This is a genomic window from Methylorubrum extorquens (assembly GCF_024169925.1).
Classification (GTDB): Bacteria; Pseudomonadota; Alphaproteobacteria; order Rhizobiales; family Beijerinckiaceae; genus Methylobacterium; species Methylobacterium extorquens_A.
Map to the genome: position 1 here is coordinate 1,284,856 of NZ_JALJXF010000001.1, position 19,498 is coordinate 1,304,353.

The 19,498-nt window shown below is 69.6% G+C and carries 17 protein-coding genes; 13 read left to right on the forward strand and 4 right to left on the reverse strand.

The features are described from left to right. Nucleotides 1–42: 42 nt before the first annotated feature. On the reverse strand, nt 43–1,905 hold the full coding sequence (locus tag J2W78_RS06305; RefSeq protein WP_253368989.1) for a glycoside hydrolase family 15 protein: 1,863 nt from the start codon (nt 1,903–1,905) through the stop codon (nt 43–45). A gap of 214 nt (nt 1,906–2,119) precedes the next feature. Next, nucleotides 2,120–2,740: a hypothetical protein gene (locus tag J2W78_RS06310; RefSeq protein WP_253368991.1), complete on the reverse strand. Its 621-nt coding sequence runs from the start codon at nt 2,738–2,740 to the stop codon at nt 2,120–2,122. 238 nt (nt 2,741–2,978) lie between these two features. On the opposite strand from J2W78_RS06310, the gene J2W78_RS06315 reads away from it, so the two are divergent. The 8 genes from J2W78_RS06315 (at nt 2,979) to J2W78_RS06350 (ending at nt 12,706) form a co-directional block, all read left to right on the forward strand. Continuing rightward, complete coding sequence (locus J2W78_RS06315; RefSeq protein ID WP_253368993.1) at nt 2,979–3,566, forward strand: ANTAR domain-containing response regulator; 588 nt, start codon at nt 2,979–2,981, stop codon at nt 3,564–3,566. Then, nucleotides 3,563–4,594, forward strand: a complete 1,032-nt coding sequence (locus J2W78_RS06320) for a CmpA/NrtA family ABC transporter substrate-binding protein (RefSeq protein ID WP_253368995.1) — start codon at nt 3,563–3,565, stop codon at nt 4,592–4,594. The genes J2W78_RS06315 and J2W78_RS06320 overlap by 4 nt, the downstream gene beginning before the upstream one ends. 333 nt (nt 4,595–4,927) lie before the next feature. Then, entirely contained in the window at nt 4,928–6,223 is a 1,296-nt protein-coding gene (locus tag J2W78_RS06325; protein WP_253368997.1) for a CmpA/NrtA family ABC transporter substrate-binding protein, read from the forward strand. After that, nucleotides 6,223–7,086: a nitrate ABC transporter permease gene (gene ntrB, locus J2W78_RS06330; RefSeq protein WP_253368999.1), complete on the forward strand. Its 864-nt coding sequence runs from the start codon at nt 6,223–6,225 to the stop codon at nt 7,084–7,086. The genes J2W78_RS06325 and ntrB overlap by 1 nt, the downstream gene beginning before the upstream one ends. 13 nt (nt 7,087–7,099) lie before the next feature. After that, the gene (locus J2W78_RS06335) at nt 7,100–7,894 is read left to right on the forward strand and encodes an ABC transporter ATP-binding protein (RefSeq protein ID WP_253369001.1); all 795 of its coding nucleotides are present in this window, start codon (nt 7,100–7,102) and stop codon (nt 7,892–7,894) included. 197 nt (nt 7,895–8,091) lie between these two features. Continuing rightward, complete coding sequence (locus tag J2W78_RS06340; protein ID WP_253369003.1) at nt 8,092–9,306, forward strand: NAD(P)/FAD-dependent oxidoreductase; 1,215 nt, start codon at nt 8,092–8,094, stop codon at nt 9,304–9,306. An 8-nt stretch (nt 9,307–9,314) separates the two neighbouring features. Next, nucleotides 9,315–11,105 (forward strand): NirA family protein, encoded by a 1,791-nt coding sequence (locus tag J2W78_RS06345; protein ID WP_253369005.1) that lies wholly within the window; start codon nt 9,315–9,317, stop codon nt 11,103–11,105. Continuing rightward, nucleotides 11,102–12,706, forward strand: a complete 1,605-nt coding sequence (locus J2W78_RS06350; RefSeq protein WP_253369007.1) for a sulfite reductase subunit alpha — start codon at nt 11,102–11,104, stop codon at nt 12,704–12,706. The genes J2W78_RS06345 and J2W78_RS06350 overlap by 4 nt, the downstream gene beginning before the upstream one ends. A 26-nt stretch (nt 12,707–12,732) precedes the next feature. On the opposite strand, the gene J2W78_RS06355 is transcribed toward J2W78_RS06350, so the two are convergent. After that, complete coding sequence (locus J2W78_RS06355; protein ID WP_253369010.1) at nt 12,733–13,638, reverse strand: LysR family transcriptional regulator; 906 nt, start codon at nt 13,636–13,638, stop codon at nt 12,733–12,735. Nucleotides 13,639–13,782: 144 nt separating this feature from the next. Here J2W78_RS06355 and J2W78_RS06360 point away from each other — a divergent pair, with 144 nt between their 5' ends. Beyond that, nucleotides 13,783–14,409, forward strand: a complete 627-nt coding sequence (locus tag J2W78_RS06360) for a glutathione S-transferase family protein (RefSeq protein WP_253369012.1) — start codon at nt 13,783–13,785, stop codon at nt 14,407–14,409. After that, nucleotides 14,406–15,371: a pyridoxamine 5'-phosphate oxidase family protein gene (locus J2W78_RS06365; RefSeq protein ID WP_253369014.1), complete on the forward strand. Its 966-nt coding sequence runs from the start codon at nt 14,406–14,408 to the stop codon at nt 15,369–15,371. Before J2W78_RS06360 ends, J2W78_RS06365 begins: the two co-directional genes overlap by 4 nt. On the opposite strand, the gene J2W78_RS06370 is transcribed toward J2W78_RS06365, so the two are convergent. After that, on the reverse strand, nt 15,341–16,054 hold the full coding sequence (locus J2W78_RS06370) for a hypothetical protein (RefSeq protein WP_253369016.1): 714 nt from the start codon (nt 16,052–16,054) through the stop codon (nt 15,341–15,343). The genes J2W78_RS06365 and J2W78_RS06370 overlap by 31 nt on opposite strands. Before the next feature lie 206 nt (nt 16,055–16,260). On the opposite strand from J2W78_RS06370, the gene J2W78_RS06375 reads away from it, so the two are divergent. From J2W78_RS06375 to J2W78_RS06385, 3 genes are all read left to right on the forward strand, one after another. Then, nucleotides 16,261–16,590 carry a hypothetical protein gene (locus J2W78_RS06375; protein WP_253369017.1) on the forward strand — a complete coding sequence of 110 codons (330 nt, stop codon included), beginning with the start codon at nt 16,261–16,263 and terminating at the stop codon, nt 16,588–16,590. 260 nt (nt 16,591–16,850) lie between these two features. Further along, a complete protein-coding gene (locus J2W78_RS06380; protein ID WP_253369019.1) occupies nt 16,851–18,965 on the forward strand; it encodes an ABC transporter ATP-binding protein/permease in 2,115 nt (704 codons plus the stop codon). Nucleotides 18,966–19,110: 145 nt separating this feature from the next. Continuing rightward, nucleotides 19,111–19,494 (forward strand): nuclear transport factor 2 family protein, encoded by a 384-nt coding sequence (locus J2W78_RS06385; RefSeq protein WP_253369022.1) that lies wholly within the window; start codon nt 19,111–19,113, stop codon nt 19,492–19,494. Nucleotides 19,495–19,498 lie beyond the last annotated feature (4 nt).

Sequence of the window (19,498 nt, forward strand, 5' to 3'; positions counted from 1 at the left end):
CGTCTTTCTCGCTTCCATCGCCCGCCGTCTGACGGAGTGCGCCTACTGCGCCGCAATGGATTCGCCTACCCTCGACTCGGAATCCTCCGCGCCGCTGCCCCGTTCCTTCGCAGGACCGGTCGCGCGGCTGTAATTGAGGATCGTGTTGACGAGCGCAACATGCGTGAACGCCTGAGGGAAGTTCCCCACCAGCCGTTTCGCGCGCACGTCGTACTCCTCGGAGACCAATCCGAGGTCGGTGCAGACGCCGATCAGGCGCTCGATCAGCGCGCGGGCCTCGTCGCAGCGGCCGAGGCCGATCAGATTGTCGGCATACCAGAAGCTGCAGGGCAGGAACGCGCCCTCGTTGCCGGGCAGGCCGTCGGTGGTCTGCCCTTCCGTCTCGTAGCGCAGGATGAAGCCATCGCGCATCAGATGCGATTCGACGGCCGCCACCGTGCCGACTACGCGGGGGTCGTCCTGCGGCAGGAAGCCCATATGCGCGATCAGCAGGAGGCTCGCATCGAGCGCCTTGCTTCCGTAGGATTGGACGAAGCTGTTCAGCTCGGGGTCGAACCCCTTCGCGCAGACCTCGGCGTGGATCTCGTCGCGGATCGCCTTCCAGTGCGCGACCGGCGCGTCGATGATGTGCAGATCGTCGTCGCCGATCATCTCGACGCTGCGGATCGCCCGGTCGAAGGCGACCCAGGCCATGACCTTGGAATGGACGAAGTGGCGGCGTCCGCCGCGCACCTCCCAGATGCCCTCGTCCGGCTCGTGCCACGCCGTCTCGAGGTGCGTGATGATCGCCTGGCCGACGCGCAGACCCTCCTTGTTCTGCCCCATGCCGCGGGCGCGGGCCTGGAACAGGGCATCGAACAGCTCGCCGTAGACATCGAGCTGGAACTGCGCGATCGCCGCGTTGCCGACGCGCACGGGCTTTGAGCCCTCGTAGCCGGGCAGCCAGTCGAGTTCGATCTCCGGCAGCAGCCGCTCGCCGCCGATGCCGTAGAGGATGTGCGCCTGCTCCGGGTTGCCGGCCACCGCCCGGGTCAGCCAGTCGCGCCACGCGCGGGCCTCCTCGATGTAGCCCGAATCCATCAGCGCCAGCAGCGTGAAGGTCGAGTCGCGCAGCCAGCAGAAGCGGTAGTCCCAGTTGCGCACGCCGCCGAGTTCCTCCGGCAGGGAGGTGGTGGGCGCAGCGACGATCCCGCCGGTCGGGCGGTAGATCAACGCCTTCAGCGTCAGCAGCGAGCGGCGCAGGATGTCGTCCCACGGCGTCTGCGCGGCGGTGCAGCGGCTCGACCATTCGCGCCAGAACCGGTTGGTGTCGTCGAGCCAGCGGCGCGGTTCGATCGGCGGCGGGTCGTCCTCGTGCGAGGCGCCATAGCTGAGCACGAAGCGGATCGCGTCGCCCTTGTAGACCGTGAACTCCGAGACCGTGGTCTGGTGGGTGGAGCCGCGCATCGGCGCGTTGGTGCGCAGCACCACCTTGTGCGGGCCGGAGATGGCGCGGAGATCCCCGAGTTCGCTGCGCGACACCCAAGGCACCGCCGAGCCGTAATCGAAGCGCACGGCGAGATCCATGCGCATCGCCATCCGCCCGCGCACGCCCTCGACGAGGCGGATGACGTGGCTGCCGTCGCCGACGGGCATGAAATCGGTGACGCGAACCTCGCCCTCATGGGTCTTGTGCGTGGTCTCCAGCACCAGCGAGCCGCTGCGGTAGCGCCAGGAATGCTGCGCGCCCTCCGCCGCCGGGGCGAGCTTCCAGAAGCCGTGCTCCTCCGTCCCGAGCAGGCTCGCGAACAGCGCCGAGGCATCGAAGCGCGGCATGCACAGCCAATCGATGCTGCCGTCGCGCCCGACCAGGGCCGCGGTGCGCCCGTCGCCGATCAGGGCGTAATCCTCGATCCGTCCCGCCATCCCGGTCTCCGTCGCCTCACGCCGAACGGCGCGGGGAAGCGCGGACTTCGGCTGCACTGGCAGAGCATCACGCGCGAAACCACCGCAGCGTCGGCGATGCGGTGGACGTGATCGTCGCTCTACCCCGCGCGAAGTGGCGCAGAGGCCGCGCTTCGCAAGGTTTCGGGACTCAACGATTGTGAAAACGGCGCGCTTCGAGGCAGCGTGCCCCGCTTCAGCGAAGATCCGCGACGAGGCTGACGACCGAGCTGCCAAGGGTCGTGACGCCGGTCGTGACACCGGTCGCCGCGCCGGAGCCTGCGCTGCGGGCCGCATCCCAGACCGCATCGACGGCAGCGAAGGGGAGGGCGCCGGCCGGCAGGAAGCGACCACCCTCTTCCTCGACGCGGGCCATGGCGGCCGGCGCTGAGACGACCGGCTCGGAGGCAGCTTTCGGCGGGCTCGCCGGCTGCGTCGTCGCCATCCGGCTGGCGGAGGGGCGGCGGCGCTCGGCGCGGGCGGCGAGGCGCGGGGGACGAGCCGGCGGTGCGGCGGCCTCGCTCGCAGCGACGAGGGGCACGAGGCGGGCGAAGGCTTCGCTCGCCGGCCCCGCCTCGACATCGGCGAGCAGGGCCTTGCCCGGATCGAACGCCGTGAAGCCGGGCGCCGCGGCCATGGCCGGAACGGGCCGCGCCGATTCGACCGGCGCCATCATCGGCTCCTTGGCCGGCTCGCGGCAGACGAGCGACAGCAGGGCAGCGACCACGGCAAGGCCGAGGGTCGGCAGCAAGGGAGGAAGCACGGCGCGAGGGGTCGCGGACACGTCCGGCTTCCGCAGCGGATCGACGACGCGCATGAACCGGCCCTCCCCATAGATTCGCGAACGACTTGAGTGTGCGCCCCGGTTTGCGGCAGAAGCGGGGCCGGCCTATGTCGGTTTGTAACCGTCGCTGCGGATCGGGCGGGCATACGGCTTGCCTGCGATGCGTCCGCCCCTCACACGGCAGGCGCCTCCGCACTTGCCTTACTCGAGACGGACCGCCCCTCGTTAACCCCATGCCTTCCTCGAACGGATCGAACCGCTCCGGCCCTCGATGACCGAGACCAGCCTCACCGTCGCCGTTATCGATCCGAGTCGCGCCCGCGCGGCGATCCTGGAGGAGGGCCTTCGCGCCTCCGGCGTCGGCAACGTCGTCGTGCTTGCGGATGGGCCTGACCTTCAGGCGCGGGTGGCGAGCCTGAAGCCCGACGTGATCGTGGTCCATCTGGAGAGCCCGAGCCGGGACATGCTGGAGCAGATGTCGGGCCTGTCCCGGCACGCCGAGCGGCCGGTGGCGATGTTCGTGGACCGCTCGGACCAGACCATGATGCAGGCCGCGGTCGATGCGGGCATCTCAGCCTATGTGGTGGACGGGCTGCGCTCGGAACGGATCCGGCCGATCCTCGACATCGCGATCCTGCGCTTCAACGCCTTCGCCCGGCTCCAGCGCGAACTCGACGAGGCCCGCTCGGAACTCGCCGACCGCAAGCTGATCGAGCGGGCCAAGGGCATCCTGATGACGCGCAAGGGCATGAGCGAGGACGAGGCCTACAAGCTCCTGCGGCGGCAGGCGATGAACGAGAAGCGCAAGATCGTCGACATCGCCCGCGCCATCGTCACCGCGGCGGATCTGCTCGGATGAGGATCAGGCTCGGATACGTTCCCCTCACCGACGCCGCCCCCGTGATCGCGGCGGCGGAGCTCGGGTTCGCGCGGGCCGAGGGGCTCGAGATCGAACTCGCGCGCGAGCCCTCCTGGGCGACCCTGCGCGACCGGCTGGCGCTCGGCCATCTCGACGCCGCGCACATGCTCGGTCCGCTGGCCATCGCCAGCGCGCTCGGGCTCTCGGGGCCGCAGGCCCGCCTGAGCGTGCCGATGGCGCTCGGCCTCAACGGCAACGCCGTCACCGTCTCGAACGCGCTCTGGGCCGCGATGGCCCCGGAGAGCGACGAACTCGGCGATGTCGCCGCGGCCTTCGCCCGGGTCGCCCGCAAGCGGGCCGGGGAGGGGCGTCCGCTGGTCATCGGCACCGTGCATCCCTTCTCCAGCCATTCCTACCAGCTCCGCCTGTTCGCCGGCTTGAGCGGGCTCGACCTCGACGCAACGGTGCGGCTGGTCGTGGTGCCGCCGCCGGAGACGGTGGATGCGCTCCGGCGCGGGCGCATCGACGGCTTCTGCGTCGGCGCCCCCTGGAACAGCGTCGCCGTCACCGCCGGTCTCGGCCGGATCGCGGCACTCGGCTGCGAGATCGCCCCCGATTGCCCTGAGAAGGTGCTGGCGCTACCCGCGGAGGAGGCCGAGTTCACGGCGCCGTTGGTCCGGGCCGTTCACCAAGCCGGGCTTTGGTGCGCCGATCCTGCCAACCGCGGCGCCCTGAGCCGCCTGCTCGCCGAGCGCGCGGATCTCGATTCCGACGCCGCGCTCATCGCCCGCAGCCTCGGCGGCACGCTCATCGTGGATGCGACCGGAACCGAGCGGGTAAACCCGGCCTATCTGCGCCTCGGCGCCGCGACTCATCGGCCGGACCCGGACCATGGGCGCTGGCTGGTGGCGCAGATGATCGCCTGCGGGCAGGTCGCGCCGGGCAGCGATGCGGCCGAGAGGGCGGCAGCGCTCTACAGGCCGGATCTGTTCGAGGCAGCCACGAAGGGACCCGCCACCAAGCGATAGGCGCCCGTTTCGCTCCGGCGGGATCGGCTCAAACTGCGCAAGACAGCACCATCAGCCTGTTTTTTGTGCAACGCACACGAATGCCGCGTTTTTCAACGCGTGCGGCGGGGCAGACATCCCGACGCGGCGAGCCGAGGACCGCCAAACATGCCGTCCCGCACTTGGCACGGCTCCTGCAAAGCCCTTGGCACGGGCCCGCCAACGACGACGCGCCCCAAACGTCAGCAAGGCCGCTGATCCGGAATGCCCGCACGCGACGAATGTCGATCGCGCAGGCGATCCCCGGACAGCGGCTTTTTTCATGTGCGGACACCGCACCGGAGCGAAGAGCGGATGAGCATCGATCACGGCAACACGACCCGCCGCGGCGTCCTCAAGGGGGCGGCGGCCGCCCTCGCCCTCGCGGGTGCCGCCCGCGCCGCCTTGCCGGCCGGTGCCTTCGCGCAGGGCGCGGGGCCGGAGGTGAAGGGGGTCAAGCTCGGCTTCATCGCGCTGACCGACGCCGCGCCGCTCTTCGTGGCCAAGGAGAAGGGCATCTTCGCCAAGTACGGCCTGCCCGAGACCGAGGTGCTGAAGCAGGCCTCCTGGGGCACGACCCGCGACAACCTCGTGCTGGGCTCCGAGGGCAACGGCATCGACGGCGCCCACATCCTCACGCCGATGCCGTACCTGATCTCGGCCGGCAAGGTGACGCAGAACAACGTGCCGGTGCCGATGTACATCCTCGGCCGGCTCAACCTGAACGGCCAGTGCATCTCGGTCGGCAAGGAATACGCCGACGACAAGATCGGCCTCGACCCCAAGGCCTTCAAAGCCGCCATCGACCGGAAGAAGGCCTCGGGCAAGCCGGTCAAGGCCGCCATGACCTTCCCCGGCGGCACCCACGACCTCTGGATCCGCTACTGGATGGCCGCCGGCGGCATCGACCCCGACAAGGACATCGAGACCATCGTCGTGCCCCCGCCCCAGATGGTGGCGAACATGAAGGTCGGCACGATGGACGTGTTCTGCGTCTGCGAGCCCTGGCACAAGCAGCTGATCAACCAGGGCATCGGCTACACCGCGCTGACCACGGGCGAGCTCTGGAAGGACCATCCCGAGAAGTCGCTCGCGCTGCGCGCCGCCTGGGTCGACAAGTATCCGAACGCGGCCAAGGCCCTGCTGATGGCCGTGATGGAAGCCCAGGCTTGGTGCGACCGGCCCGAGAACTGGGACGAACTCGCAGCCATCGTCGCCAAGCGCCAGTGGATCAACGTGCCGGTCGGCGACGTGATCGAGCGGATGAAGGGCAAGTTCGACTACGGCAACGGCCGCGTCGTCGAGAAGAGCCCGGTGATGATGAAGTACTGGGACAACGGCGCCGCCGGCTATCCCTTCCACAGCCACGACCTCTGGTTCCTCACCGAGGACATCCGCTGGGGCAAGTTCGACGCGGCAACCGACACCAAGGCGCTCATCGCCAAGGTGAACCGCGAGGACCTGTGGAAGGACGCCGCCAAGGCGCTCGGCGGGATCGCGATCCCGGCCTCCACCTCGCGGGGCAAGGAGACCTTCTTCGACGGCAAGGTCTTCGACCCCGAGAACCCCGCCGCCTACCTCGCCAGCCTCGACATCAAGAAGGTCGCGTAATGGCCACCGGAGCAACGCTTTCCACCGCGGCGCGGGCGCGCGCCGCCACCAAGGCCCGCACGCCCTTCGTCACCATGGCCGGCCTCCGCGGGATCGCGGCCCGCATCGTCCCGCCGCTCGTGGTGCTCGCGGGCTTCCTGCTGCTGTGGGAGGTCCTGTGCTCCTCCCCCACCGCCGGCCTGCCGCCGCCCTCGCGGGTGGTGACGGAGGCCTGGGACATCATCGTCGATCCGTTCTACGACAACGGCGGCACCGACAAGGGCCTGTTCTGGCATATCACGGCGAGCCTCAAGCGCGTCGCCTTCGGCTTCTCGCTGGCGGTGATCGCGGGCGTGATGCTCGGCACCCTGGTGGGCCAGTCAGAATGGGCGATGCGGGGCCTCGACCCGATCTTCCAGGTGCTGCGCACGATCCCGCCGCTGGCGTGGCTCCCGCTCTCGCTCGCCGCCTTCCGCGACGGCCAGCCCTCGGCGATCTTCGTGATCTTCATCACCTCGATCTGGCCAATCATCATCAACACGGCGGTCGGCATCCGCAACATCCCGCAGGATTACCGCAACGTCGCCGCGGTGATCCGGCTGAACCCGATCGAGTTCTTCTACAAGGTCATGCTGCCCTCGGCCGCCCCCTACATCTTCACCGGACTTCGCATCGGTGTCGGCCTGTCCTGGCTCGCGATCGTCGCGGCCGAGATGCTGATCGGCGGCGTCGGGATCGGCTTCTTCATCTGGGACGCGTGGAACTCCTCCCACATCTCCGAGATCATCGTCGCCCTCGTCTATGTCGGGCTCATCGGCTTCGTCCTCGACCGGCTGGTCGCCGGCGTCGGCGTGCTCGTGACCCGCGGCACCAGCGCAGCCTGAGGGACAAAACCACATGGCCCATCTCTCCCTCTCCCAGGTCGGCATCTCGTTCCGCCGCGGCGGCACCACGTCGGAAGTCCTGCGCGACGTGAACCTCGACATCGCCAAGGGCGAGTTCGTCTCGATCATCGGCCATTCGGGCTGCGGCAAGTCGACGGTGCTCAACATCGTCGCCGGCCTGCTCAAGGCCTCGACCGGCGGCGTGCTGCTCGATGGACGTGAAGTGAACGCGCCCGGCCCCGACCGCGCGGTGGTGTTCCAGAACCACTCGCTCCTGCCCTGGCTGACGGTGCGCGAGAACGTGGCGCTCGCCGTCGACAAGGTGCTGCGCGGCAAGAAGAGCCGCGCGGAGCGCACCGAGTGGATCGAGCACAACCTCGCGCTCGTGAACATGATGCACGCCGCCGAGAAGCGCCCGGCCGAAATCTCCGGCGGCATGAAGCAGCGCGTCGGCATCGCCCGCGCGCTGGCCATGGAGCCGACCGTGCTGCTCATGGACGAGCCGTTCGGCGCACTCGACGCGCTGACCCGCGCCCACCTGCAGGATCAGACCATGGAAATCCAGCAGCGGCTCAAGAACACCGTCATCATGATCACCCACGACGTGGACGAGGCGGTGCTGCTCTCGGACCGCATCGTGATGATGACGAACGGGCCGTCGGCCACCATCGGCGAGATCCTGCCCGTGCCGCTGGCGCGCCCCCGCCGCCGGCTCGACCTCGTGGAAGACGCTACCTACGTCCACGCCCGCGCCGCGGTGCTGGAATTCCTCTACGCCCGCCACGCCAAGCCGGCTCTGGCGGCCTAAGCCGACGCCCTTCGAAACCTGCGATCCCACTCTCCCCATCCTGAGGTGCCGCGTAGCGGCCTCGAAGGAGGGCTCCGGGGATCGCAAGACATCTGGAGCCCTCCTTCGAGGCCTCCGCTGCGCTCCGGCACCTCAGGATGAGGGGGCGGAATGGACCAGTCCAACAAAGTATCCCGATGTCGTCAGATACCCAGACCATGAAGGAAAGACTCGTCGTCGTCGGCAACGGCATGGCCTCGCTCCGCTTCCTCGAGCGGCTGACCGAGCGCGCGCCGGGCCGCTACGACGTGACGGTGGTCGGCGCCGAGCCGGTGGCGGCCTATAACCGGGTGCTGCTCTCCTCGCTGCTCGGCGGCGAGGTGGACGAGGCGGCCTGCGGCTTCCGCCCGCTCTCCTGGTACGAGGAGCACGGCATCCGCCTCGTCACCGGCGCGCCGGTGACCGAGATCGACCGGGCGAACCGCATCGCCCTCGTCGGCTCCGCCCATGTGCTGCCCTACGACAAGCTGGTGCTGGCGGTGGGCTCGCTGCCGATCCGGCTGCCGCTGCCGGGCATCGACCTGCCCGGCGTCCTCACCTTCCGCGATTTCGCCGACGTGGCGGCGATCCGCAAAGCGGCCGTCGAGCATGCCAAGGCCGTGGTGATCGGCGGCGGCCTGCTTGGGCTCGAGGCCGCGGTCGGGCTCGCCCGGCTCGGGGTCGACACGACCCTGGTCCACGTCATGGACCGGGTGATGGAGCGCCAGCTCGACCACGCCGCCGCCCGCCTCGTGCGCACGGCGATGGAGGCCCGCGGCGTCAAGGTGATGCTGTCGGCCGACACCGCCGCGATCGAGGGCGACGGGCGCGTCGAACGCCTGCGGATGAAGGACGGCAGCGTGATCCCGGCCGACCTCGTGGTGATGTCGGTCGGCATCCGCGCCTCGACGGCCCTGGCGCAGTCCTGCGGGCTCGCCTGCGGGCGCGGCATCACGGTGGACGACCGAATGACAACCTCCGACCCGGCGATCCATGCACTCGGCGAATGCGCCGAGCACCGGGGCGTCGTTTACGGCCTCGTCGAGCCCGCCTACGAGCAGGCCGAGGTGCTGTCGCGGGCCCTTCTCGGCGAGGCGGCGGCCTATCCCGGCACGTCCCTTGCCACGAGCCTCAAGGTGTCGGGCGTAGCCGTCTTCTCGGCCGGATTGGTCGATACGCCCGAGGGCGCCGAGGCGGTCGTGATGCACGACGGCGCCGCCGGCCTCTACCGCAAGCTGATCATCGCCGATGGCCGCCTCTTAGGCGCGGTCTTCGTCGGCGATATCGCGGAGCAGGCGCGCTGCAAGGAGCTGATCCGCTCCGGCGCGCCGCTCTCCCCAGACGACCGGGACGACCTGATGTTCGGCCCGGCCCCGAAAACCCTCGCAGCGTGAGTGAGGCGATGGCAGACGAATTCAACGCCGAGCAGAAGCGGTATCTCGAAGGCTTCGCCTCCGGCATCGCCGCCGCCCGCATGACCGGTGGCCTTGCCGCGGGCCAAGCCCCGGTGAGCACGCCGGCCGAGCCCACGGGCCCGGATGCGATCCATATCAAGGCGCAGATCCGCACCGTGCAGGAGGGCGGCAAGCTCTGCGATCAGGAGAAGTGGAAGCGCGCCGAGAGCCCGTTCGACGGCCATAACCGCCTGAAGGCGGAGGCTGCGACTGGCAAGGCTCCGAAGCCCGAGGACAATTTCCGCTGGCGTTACCACGGCATGTTCTGGGTTGCGCCGACCCAGACGTCCTTCATGTGCCGGATACGGGTTCCCAACGGCATCCTGAATCACTGGCAATTCGCCGGCCTCGCCGACCTCGCGGATGCCCATGGCGGCGCGTACAGCCACGTCACCACCCGCGCGGGCCTGCAGGTGCGCGAGATCGCGCCCGAACACGCCCAGCCCTTCCTCGACGGGCTGATCGATCTCGGCCTGACCGCGCAAGGTGCGGGCGCCGACAACATCCGCAACGTCACCGGCTCGCCGGCCGCCGGCATCGACGCGCGGGAACTGCTGGACACGCGGCCTCTCACCAAGGCTTGGCACAACTGGATCCTGAACGACCGCTCGCTCTACGGCCTGCCGCGCAAGTTCAACGTCTCGTTCGACGGCGGCGGCGTAACGCCGGCGCTCGAAGAGACGAACGACATCGGCTTCCAGGCGATCGAGGTGCTGGAGGGGGCCGCGGTCGCGCCGGGCGTCTGGATGCGCCTCGTGCTCGGCGGCATCTCCGGCCACAAGGATCTGGCCCGCGACACCGGCATCGTCCTCAAGCCCGAGGATTGCAATCGCGTGGCCGACGCGATCATCCGGGTCTTCATCGAGAACGGCGACCGGACCAATCGCAACAAGGCCCGGATGAAGTACGTCCTCGACGCCTGGGGCTTCGACAAGTACATCGCCGCCGTCGAGGAGAAGCTCGGGCGCACGCTCGACCGGGTCGACGCCGCCCATGTCGCGCCCCGCCGGCCGACCGACCGCTTCAGCCATGTGGGCGTCCACGCCCAGGCCCAGCCCGGCCTGAACTGGGTCGGCGTGGTGCTGCCCGTGGGCAAGATGACCACCGACCAGATGCGCGGGCTAGCGAAGGTCGCGGCCGAGTGCGGCGACGGCCAGATCCGCATGACGGTCTGGCAGAACTTCATCTTTTCCGGCGTGCCGGACGCCAAGGTGGCGGAGGTCGAGGCCCGCGTGGAAGCGCTCGGCCTCACCATCAAGGCCGCCGGCATCCGCTCCGGGCTCGTGGCCTGCACCGGCGCCCGCGGCTGCAAGTTCGCCGCCTCCGACACCAAGGGCCACGCGATGATCATCGCGGATCACGTCGAGCGCACCGTGCCGGCGCTGGACGTGCCGGTGAACGTCCACCTCACCGGCTGCCACCATAGCTGCGCCCAGCACTACATCGGCGATATCGGCCTGATCGGCGCGAAGGTCGTCGTCTCGGAAGAGGGCGACACCGTCGAGGGCTACGACATCGTCGTCGGCGGCGGCTTCGCCGAGAACCCGAAGATCGGCACCGAGATCTGGAAGGCGGTGAAGGCCGAGGATGCGGCGACCCGCGTCGAGGCGCTGCTCAACGCCTATCTCGCCCGCCGCCAGGGCCCGGAGGAGAGCTTCCAGGCCTTCACCGCGCGCACCGGCCCCGAAGCCCTGCGCGACGCCGCCGAAGAACAACCCGCCCTCAGAGCCGCCGCATGACCCAGCACGTCGCGCCCCCGCTCGTTCTCATCCCCGAGAGCGCCCCGTTCAACGCCGACCAGCGTTCCTGGCTGTCGGGCTACTTCGCCGCGCTCCTCGGCCCCGCCGTGGAAGGCGCCACCGCGCTCGCCCCCGGCGAAGCGCCCTCGACAGGCCCGACGCTCGCCGACAACGACGACGCGCCCTGGCACGACCCGTCGATGCCGATCAACGACCGCATGGCGATCGCCAAGGACCGTTCCGAGCCGCAGAAGTTGATGGCCGCCATGGCCCAGCAAGATTGCGGACAGTGCGGCTACAACTGCGCCGACTATGCCAACGCGATCTTCCTCAAGAGCGAGGAGCGGCTGAACCTTTGCCAGCCCGGCGGTAAGGAAACGCTCCGGATGCTGAAGAAGCTCGACGAGGAGTTCGGCGCCGCGGGTGGCACGGCCGCTCCGAAGGCGGAGGCGGGCGACGCTCCGAAGAAGGAGCCGGAACTCGGGCCGCTGGGCTTCTGCCGCGAGAACCCGGTCGAGGCGACCTTCCTCTCCCGCACGCGCCTCAACGCGCCGGGCGGCGAGAAGGAGACGTGGCACATCGAGATCGACTTGGCGGACACGCCGATCACCTACGAGGCGGGCGATTCCCTCGGCCTGTTCCCGGCCAACGCCCCGGCCCTGGTCGATGCGGTCATCGCCGAACTCGGCACGCGGCCCGAGCGGATGATCGCGGGCAAGACCCTGCGCGACCGGCTGCTGACCGAGTATTCGCTCGGGGCGGCGCCGGACAACCTCTATCAACTCCTCTCGCTCCTGACCTCGGGCCCCGCCCGGAAGAAGGCGCAGGCGCTCGCGGCCGGCGAGGATCCGGACGGCGATGCGCAGCATCTCGACGTGCTCGGCGCGCTCCACAAGTTCCCCGGTGCGCGACCCGATGCCGAGGTCTTCTTGGAGGCGCTCGACGAGTTGCAGCCGCGGCTCTACTCGATCTCCTCGTCGCCGAAGATGGATACCGGCCGGGTTTCGCTCACCGTCGATGCGGTGCGCTACAACCACCGCTCGCGGCTGCGCCTCGGCGTCGCCTCCACGCATCTCGGCGAGCGCCTGCCCGAGCAGACCAAAGTCCGGATCTACCTGCAGAAGGCGCACGGCTTCGGCCTGCCGGAGGATGCGGGCAAGGACGTGATCATGTGCGGCCCCGGCACCGGCGTCGCCCCGTTTCGCTCCTTCCTGCGCGAGCGGGCGGCGACGAAGGCGCCCGGCCGCAACTGGCTGTTCTACGGCCACCAGCGGCAGGCGACCGACTTCTTCTACAAGGACGAGCTGAACGGCCTGAAGGACGAGAAGGTGCTGACTCGCCTCTCGCTCGCTTGGTCGCGCGACGGCACGGAAAAGACCTACGTGCAGGACCGGATGCGCGAGAACGGCGCCGAGCTGTGGAAGTGGCTAGAGGGCGGTGCCCACTTCTACGTCTGCGGCGATGCCAAGCGCATGGCCAAGGACGTGGAGCGGGCGATCATCGACGTCGCCGCGCAGTTCGGCGGCAAGAACCCCGACGAGGCCGTGGCCTACCTCGCCGCCCTGAAGAAGACGGGGCGCTATCAGGCGGACGTGTACTGAGGGGAGGGGGTCCCCCTCCCGCCACCTCAGGCGGCCGGGTTGACCCGCGGGTCGGCCCGCAGACGCGCTGCGGCAAGATCGACGAAGGCGCGGGTCTTGGCCGGCGCCCGTCGCCCCTCGGGGCTCACGACGTGGATCGGAACCGGGGCCTCCTCGTCCTCGCCGAGGAGGATGCGCAGGCGCCCTTCCGCCACCGCCGCCGCGACCTGATAGGATAGCAGCCGCGCGATCCCCCAACCGTCGAGGGCTGCGGCGAGCGCCGCATCGACCGTGTTGCAGACGAGCCGGGGATGGACGTTCACCGTGCTGCGCCGCTCGGGCCCGAACCGCCATTCCGGCAGGGCGCCGGGGTTTGACGAGCCGATCACCGCGTGATCGCGCAGGTCGCGCGGCGTCTGGGGCACGCCGTACCGCTCCAGATAGCTCGGTGCAGCGCAGACGACCCGGCGCACGCTACCGACGCGAGTCGCCGTGAGCCCGGAATCGGCCAGATGGCCGATCCGCACCCCGACATCGATACCCTCCTCGATCAGGTTGACGATCCGGTCGAGGAACAGCGCGCGGACCGCCACCGCCGGGTGGCGCGCGAGATAGTCGGTCGCCACCGGCAGCACGTAGAGCCGCCCGAACTGCACCGGCGCCGTCAGCGTCAGGACACCGCTCGGCGTCGCGGCCGAGCCCGCGGCGGTGGCCTCCGCTTCCGCGATCTCGGCGAGGATGCGGCGGCAATCCTCGAGATAGCGCCCGCCCGCCTCGGTGAGCTTCACCGAGCGCGTGGTGCGGATGAACAGCCGCGCCCCGATCATCGCTTCGAGCGCCGCCACCGCCCGGGTGACGGCGGCCGGGCTCACGGCCAGCGCGCGCCCCGCCCCGGCGAAGCCGCCGCTCTCGGCGACCCGCACGAACACTCGCATTCCTTGCAGCCGGTCCATGACGCCCCCTCCATGCAACGGGCAGAGTGGCGATTATTCCGCTGCACGCAACAGTCGCTTGCCGATAATGCCGGTTCACCCCGCCACGGAGAAGGAGTGAGATCCGACCCACGGCCCATCCCGCGGCCGGGAGGAGACGACACCGTGAAGCTCTACAGTCTGACGCTCTCGGGCCATGCCCACCGGGCCCGCCTGTTCCTGTCGTTGGTCGGTCAGCCCTTCGAGACCGTCGAGGTCGATTTCGCCGGGGGGCAGAACCGCGCCCCGGATTTTCTCGCGATCAACCCGTTCGGGCAGGTTCCCGTCCTCGACGACGACGGGACCATCGTGCCGGATTCGAACGCCATCCTCGTCTACCTCGCAAAGAAGCTCGGACGCGGCGACTGGCTGCCCGAGGATGCGGCAGGGGCCGCACGGGTGCAGCGTTGGCTCTCCGTCGCGGCGGGGCCGATCGCCTTCGGCCCCTGCGCCGCCCGCCTCGTCACGCTGTTCGGCGCCCGCTTCGATGCGGGGGAGGTGATCGCCCGCGCCCATAAGATTTTGGCGCTGATCGAGGCGGAACTCTCGTCCCGCGACTGGCTTGCCGCCGACCGTCCGACCATCGCCGACGTGGCGCTCTACAGCTACATCGCCGCCGCGCCCGAGGGGAACGTCGATCTTGCGGCCTATGAGAACGTCCGCGCCTGGCTCGCCCGGATCGAGGAGCTGCCCGGGTTCATCGCGCTTCCGGCCTCGCCGGTCGGCCTGAACGCAGCGGGAGGCCGAGCATGAACACGCCGGCCGCAGCCGCATCCTCTCCCTGGCACCGGGGCGAGGTGGCGATTCAGGAGCGCGTCGGCATTGCCGAGCGGATGGCCGAACTCGGCCCGCGGGTGATCCGCGATCACCTGACCGAGCAGCACCGGGCGTTCTTTCCGCTGCTGCCCTTCATCGTGCTCGGAAGCGTGGATCGAGAGGGCCGCCCCTGGGCGACGTTGCGGGAGGGAAGGCCGGGCTTTCTTCACGCGCCGGACCCGTTTCGGCTCCGGGTGGAGGGAAGCCGCGAGCCGGACGATCCCGCCGAGGCGGGGCTGGCGGACGGCGACGGCGTGGCCGTGCTCGGCATCGAACTGGCCACGCGCCGCCGCAACCGCCTGAACGGCATCGTCGAGCGCACGGGGCCGGAGGGCTTCGCGATCCGCGTCGAGCAGAGCTTCGGGAATTGCCCGCAATACATCCACGGTCGGCAGGAAGGCCCCCGCGACGGAGCGCGGGCAGCTCGGCCCCGCCCCGTTCTGTCGCACAGGCTCGATCCGGCGGCGCAGCGGCTCGTTGCAGCGGCCGACACCTTCTTCGTGGCGAGCTTCGTCGAGCACCCAGGAGGCCGGCGGGAGGTCGATGTCTCGCACCGGGGAGGGCGGGCCGGCTTCGTGCGGGTCGGCGCGGAGGGCAGCCTCACGGTGCCCGACTATTCCGGCAACCGCTTCTTCAACACGCTGGGCAACCTTCTGGCGAACCCGCGGGCGGGGCTGGTCTTTCCGGATTTCGCGACCGGCGATCTGCTGCAGATGAGCGGACGCACCGAGATCGTGCTCGATCCCGCGGAGGACGAACGGATCGACGGCGCCGAGCGCCTGTGGCGGTTCGTGCCGGAGCGGGTCGTGTTCCGGGCTGGCGCGCTGGGGCTGCGCTTCGTCGAGCCCAGGGCGGCGTCGTCAACGGCTCAGTCGGATTTGCGCCCGCAGCGGATGTAGTTCGCCTGGCCCTTGCCGCTGGACCAGGTGAGCCGGTCGTGCTCGACGAGGAGGCGGACCTGCGAGGTCCAGCGGCGGCCGCGCTCGCTGCAATCGGCGGCCATGGTCCAGGCGCTGCCCTCGCGGCGGTTGTTGCGGAAGCGGCAGATGGTGCGCCCGGCCCTGGCGCCGTCCTCGTTGATCGTGGCAGGCAGGAAGCCGCGGCGGCGCTGCCGCTGGCCGCAGGCCACCGGATTCGGCCCCCAGATGCCGACGAAGGCCGCGCGCTCCACCAGCGGCGCGGCGGGTCGCGGCTCGGCCGGGGGCACGACCGTCTCCAGCGGGGGTGCGGGCGCGGCGACCGTGAGCACCCGCGGCGGGTTGGCGACGGGCATGGCCGGCCGCTCCGGCTCGGGAATCCGCACCTCCGGGACGTCGATGCCGTCGGTCGCCGCGAATCGGGTCTGGCCGGCGGGCGCCGCCACGGGCCCGTCATCGGTGAGGACGACCAGTGTGTAGGCGAACAGGGCGCCCCAGCCCGCGGCCAGGATCACCGGGATCGCGAGGCGTCGCGACAGGGCCGCGGAGGTCACCTCCCGTGCCCCATCACCGATTCCGCCGGCCTCCTGCGCGCCGTCTGCCGTCATCGGCCCTGCCGCCGCCCCCCTCGCCGCCTCTTCGGCCTGTGCTCCCGATATCAGCATTCTCGCATCCGAGACGATGTTCCAGAGCCTGCGCCGTGCGGCGCATTCCCCGAAATGGCCCACGGCCCTTGTGGCCCGCGTTCCAAGATAGACACGGGGATAGACGCCGGGAATGCGGCAGCGGCACGGCAACCACTTCCCGCCGCAAGCGGAACCTGCCATGGTCAAGCTTGGCGGCCGCGACGGCCGTCGACCGTACCGGTGTGATGAAACCTGTCACCCTCGCCGTTCTCGGCTCGGCACTGGCGCCCCTGCTGACGTCGCCCTTTGCCCTTGCTCCCGCCATGGCCCAGCCGCGCACACAGACGGCGCGCCCGACTTGCGTGGAGGCGATGGCCCAGGTGAAGGCGGAAGGCGAGGCGACGCTCAGCTTCGGCGGGCGCCCGCCCGAGCGGTTTGTGCGCGACCGCAGTTTCTGCGAACTCAGTGAAATTGCCGAGTTGCGCTTCGTCCCGACCCGCGACAACCCCCAATGCCCGATCGGCTACCGCTGCCGCGAGCCGGATTACGGTGATTGGAACTGGGACGCGAATTGACGGCCGAGAGACCGCGGAAACGGCCTCGGACGTCGTCCCGGAGTTCGTCCACGGTGTCGCACCCGGCGGCCCGCGGCGCTGGCGGGCAGCAGCCCTACCCCTCGACATGACCGAAAATTCACGTGACAGGCGCGGCTGCGCGCCACGTTCTTGCCACGACCGATAGCCAGGGCCGCCGCATTCGGCGATTGAACCCGTCCGTCGGCGCGCCATCCGCTATGAGGGTGGCAGAGCCGGTGCAGCGAGAAGGAATGACCCGCGTGGCCGCATTGAAGAGCAGGCTCGGCATCCAGGCCGTGCTGACGGCGCTCGTCGCGCTCCTGCTGCTGGCCATGCCGGGAATTCCGAGCCCACCGCTCTACGTCTCGCTCGCGGGCTTCGCGATGGCGGGCATCCTCATCGCCTCGAACAGCCTCTCGGCCTACCTCAAGATCTTCGTCTCGGTTTACGGCATCGGCTACCTGCTGCTCGCGGTCGCAAAGACGCTGGCGACGATGGGCGCGCTGCCGGGCGTCGTCGCGGCGCTGCTGCCGCCGGATTTCGCGGCAACGGGTTCCGTGGTGTTCGCCGCCATCGTGCTTGCCATCTCGTACTGGAAGCCGATCCACGAGATCACCCTGATCGCCGACCCCTACTTCGCCAGCCACGACGCGCCGAGCCGGGAAATCGGGATGTTCCGCCGGTTCGGGCGCACCGAGGGGCAGATCGGCCGAAACCTCGTGGCGCTGTCGATCTTTGTCAGCTTCGCGGATGTCGCGATCACGCTCGGCTTTAATTTCTACTACCGCGACATGTACAACTCCCTGCAGGCCCTCGACGCATCGGCGTTCTGGAATCAGGTGTTGTGGGTCTTCATCCCGCTCGCGGTGCTCAACGTCGCGATCGGCATGTTCGACCTCTACGTCGATTCGGGGCTGCAACTCCGCTGGCGCACCTGGCTCACGCACAGTCTCTACGAGCGCTGGCTCGGGCAGGGCACGCATTACCGCATCCCCTTCGTCGACGAGCACGCCGACAACCCGGACCAGCGCATCCAGTCGGACGTCAACAACTTCATCGCCCAAACCACGACGCTCTCGACCCGGCTGCTGTCGCAGGCGGCGCAGCTCGTCTCCTTCATCGTCATCCTGTGGACGCTCTCGCGCGACTTCGTGCTGCCGTTCACCGATGCCGTGGTCCCCGGCTTCCTCGTCTGGCTGGTGATCGCCTACGCCGTGGTCGGCACGTGGCTCACGCACCTCATCGGCAAGCCGCTCATCGGCCTCGACTACCGGCAGGAGCAGGTGGAGGCGGATTTCCGCTTCGCCCTTGCACGCAACCGCATCTACTCGGAGCAGATCGCCCTGCTGCGCGGCGAGCGGGCCGAGGCTTCGCGGCTCTCCACCCTGTTCCACTCCATCATCGACAACTACGTCGGCATCATCTTCCGGCGCATCAAGCTGATCGCCTTCACCTTCAGCTACCGGCAGATGAGCTCGATCTTCCCGCTCATCATCGCCGCCCCCTCGTTCTTCGCCAAGAAGATCACCCTGGGCGCCCTGCAGCAGACCGCGAACGCGTTCAGCAACGTCCAGGGTTCGCTGAACTTCTTCATCACTTCATACACCATCCTCGCCGCCTACAAGGCGAACACCATGCGTCTCGGCTCGTTCAAGCGGGCGATGACCAAGGCCGAGGCCCTGGCCGGAGCGGGCTACGGCCTCGCCAACGGCAACGACACCGCCGGCGGCGTGACCGCTCGCGATCTGACCCTGGCGCTGCCCGACGGCCGCGAGATCGTGCGGGCGGGCGCACTTGAACTCCCGAAAGGCGGGGCGACTCTCGTCACCGGTCCCTCGGGCTCGGGCAAGTCGACCCTGTTCCGGGCGATCGCCGGGATCTGGCCGTTCGGCAAGGGCCGGGTCGACGTGCCGGCCGGACAATCGGCGCTGGTTCTGCCGCAGCGGCCCTACATCCCGCTTGGCTCCCTGCGCGGCGCGGTGGCCTATCCGAACACGGTCGACCGGTTCTCCGACGAGGCGATCCGCGATGCGCTTCGCGCCGCGCAACTCCCGCAACTCGCGGACCGGCTCGACGAGGTCGATACCTGGGACCGGCGCCTTTCGGGCGGCGAGCAGCAGCGCCTCGCCATCGCGCGGGCGATCCTGGCGAAACCCGACTGGCTGTTCCTCGACGAATCGACCGCCGCCCTCGACGAGGACACCGAGGCCGAGATCTACCGGACGCTGCGCACGACGATGCCCGGCACGACCATCGTCTCGATCGGCCACCGCTCGACCCTGCACAAGCACCACGACCGGCGCGTCGAGATGAAGCCGGCCGAGGGCGGTCGCTTCGAGCCGCGCCTGTCGCCGATGCCGGCCCCGGCGGAGTAGGGGCCGACCCCTTCCGTTACGGGGCGGACGGCGCCGCCCCTTCCGGCTGCAGCGCTGACGACGATCCTTCGCTCGGGCATGATGAACGGCGTAAGGCCGTACGGGGCGGCTGGATCGGGCCCGTTCGCCCGCTCGGAGCGACAGCATGACCGACCTCGCGATCAACAAGGCGAACGTCGTCGCCTTCTACGAACTGATGTTCAACGAGAGCCGGCCGCGCGAGGCGATCGAGCGTTACGCCGGTGACGACTACATCCAGCACAACCCCCACGTGGCGAGCGGCAAGGACGGCTTCATCGCCTACTTCGAGCGCATGGCCCGCGAATGGCCCGGCAAGCGAGTCGAGGTGAAACGGGCGGTCGCCGAAGGTGATCTGGTCGTGCTGCACTGTCTCCAGCACTGGCCGGGCGACCATGATTATGCGGCCATCGACATCTTCCGGCTCGATGACGGCGGCCGGATCGTCGAGCACTGGGACGTCCTGCAGATCCTGCCCGAACACTCCGCCAATGCGAACGGGATGTTCTGAGACT

Coding starts and splice junctions, on each gene's coding strand:
- J2W78_RS06345 (WP_253369005.1), top strand. CDS start 9,315: ATGGCAGACGAATTCAACGCCGAGCAGAAGCGGTATCTCGAAGGCTTC.
- ntrB (WP_253368999.1), top strand. CDS start 6,223: ATGGCCACCGGAGCAACGCTTTCCACCGCGGCGCGGGCGCGCGCCGCC.
- J2W78_RS06385 (WP_253369022.1), top strand. CDS start 19,111: ATGACCGACCTCGCGATCAACAAGGCGAACGTCGTCGCCTTCTACGAA.
- J2W78_RS06325 (WP_253368997.1), top strand. CDS start 4,928: ATGAGCATCGATCACGGCAACACGACCCGCCGCGGCGTCCTCAAGGGG.
- J2W78_RS06370 (WP_253369016.1), bottom strand. CDS start 16,054: ATGCTGATATCGGGAGCACAGGCCGAAGAGGCGGCGAGGGGGGCGGCG.
- J2W78_RS06335 (WP_253369001.1), top strand. CDS start 7,100: ATGGCCCATCTCTCCCTCTCCCAGGTCGGCATCTCGTTCCGCCGCGGC.
- J2W78_RS06355 (WP_253369010.1), bottom strand. CDS start 13,638: ATGGACCGGCTGCAAGGAATGCGAGTGTTCGTGCGGGTCGCCGAGAGC.
- J2W78_RS06310 (WP_253368991.1), bottom strand. CDS start 2,740: ATGCGCGTCGTCGATCCGCTGCGGAAGCCGGACGTGTCCGCGACCCCT.
- J2W78_RS06350 (WP_253369007.1), top strand. CDS start 11,102: ATGACCCAGCACGTCGCGCCCCCGCTCGTTCTCATCCCCGAGAGCGCC.
- J2W78_RS06340 (WP_253369003.1), top strand. CDS start 8,092: ATGAAGGAAAGACTCGTCGTCGTCGGCAACGGCATGGCCTCGCTCCGC.
- J2W78_RS06305 (WP_253368989.1), bottom strand. CDS start 1,905: ATGGCGGGACGGATCGAGGATTACGCCCTGATCGGCGACGGGCGCACC.
- J2W78_RS06375 (WP_253369017.1), top strand. CDS start 16,261: ATGAAACCTGTCACCCTCGCCGTTCTCGGCTCGGCACTGGCGCCCCTG.
- J2W78_RS06320 (WP_253368995.1), top strand. CDS start 3,563: ATGAGGATCAGGCTCGGATACGTTCCCCTCACCGACGCCGCCCCCGTG.
- J2W78_RS06315 (WP_253368993.1), top strand. CDS start 2,979: ATGACCGAGACCAGCCTCACCGTCGCCGTTATCGATCCGAGTCGCGCC.
- J2W78_RS06365 (WP_253369014.1), top strand. CDS start 14,406: ATGAACACGCCGGCCGCAGCCGCATCCTCTCCCTGGCACCGGGGCGAG.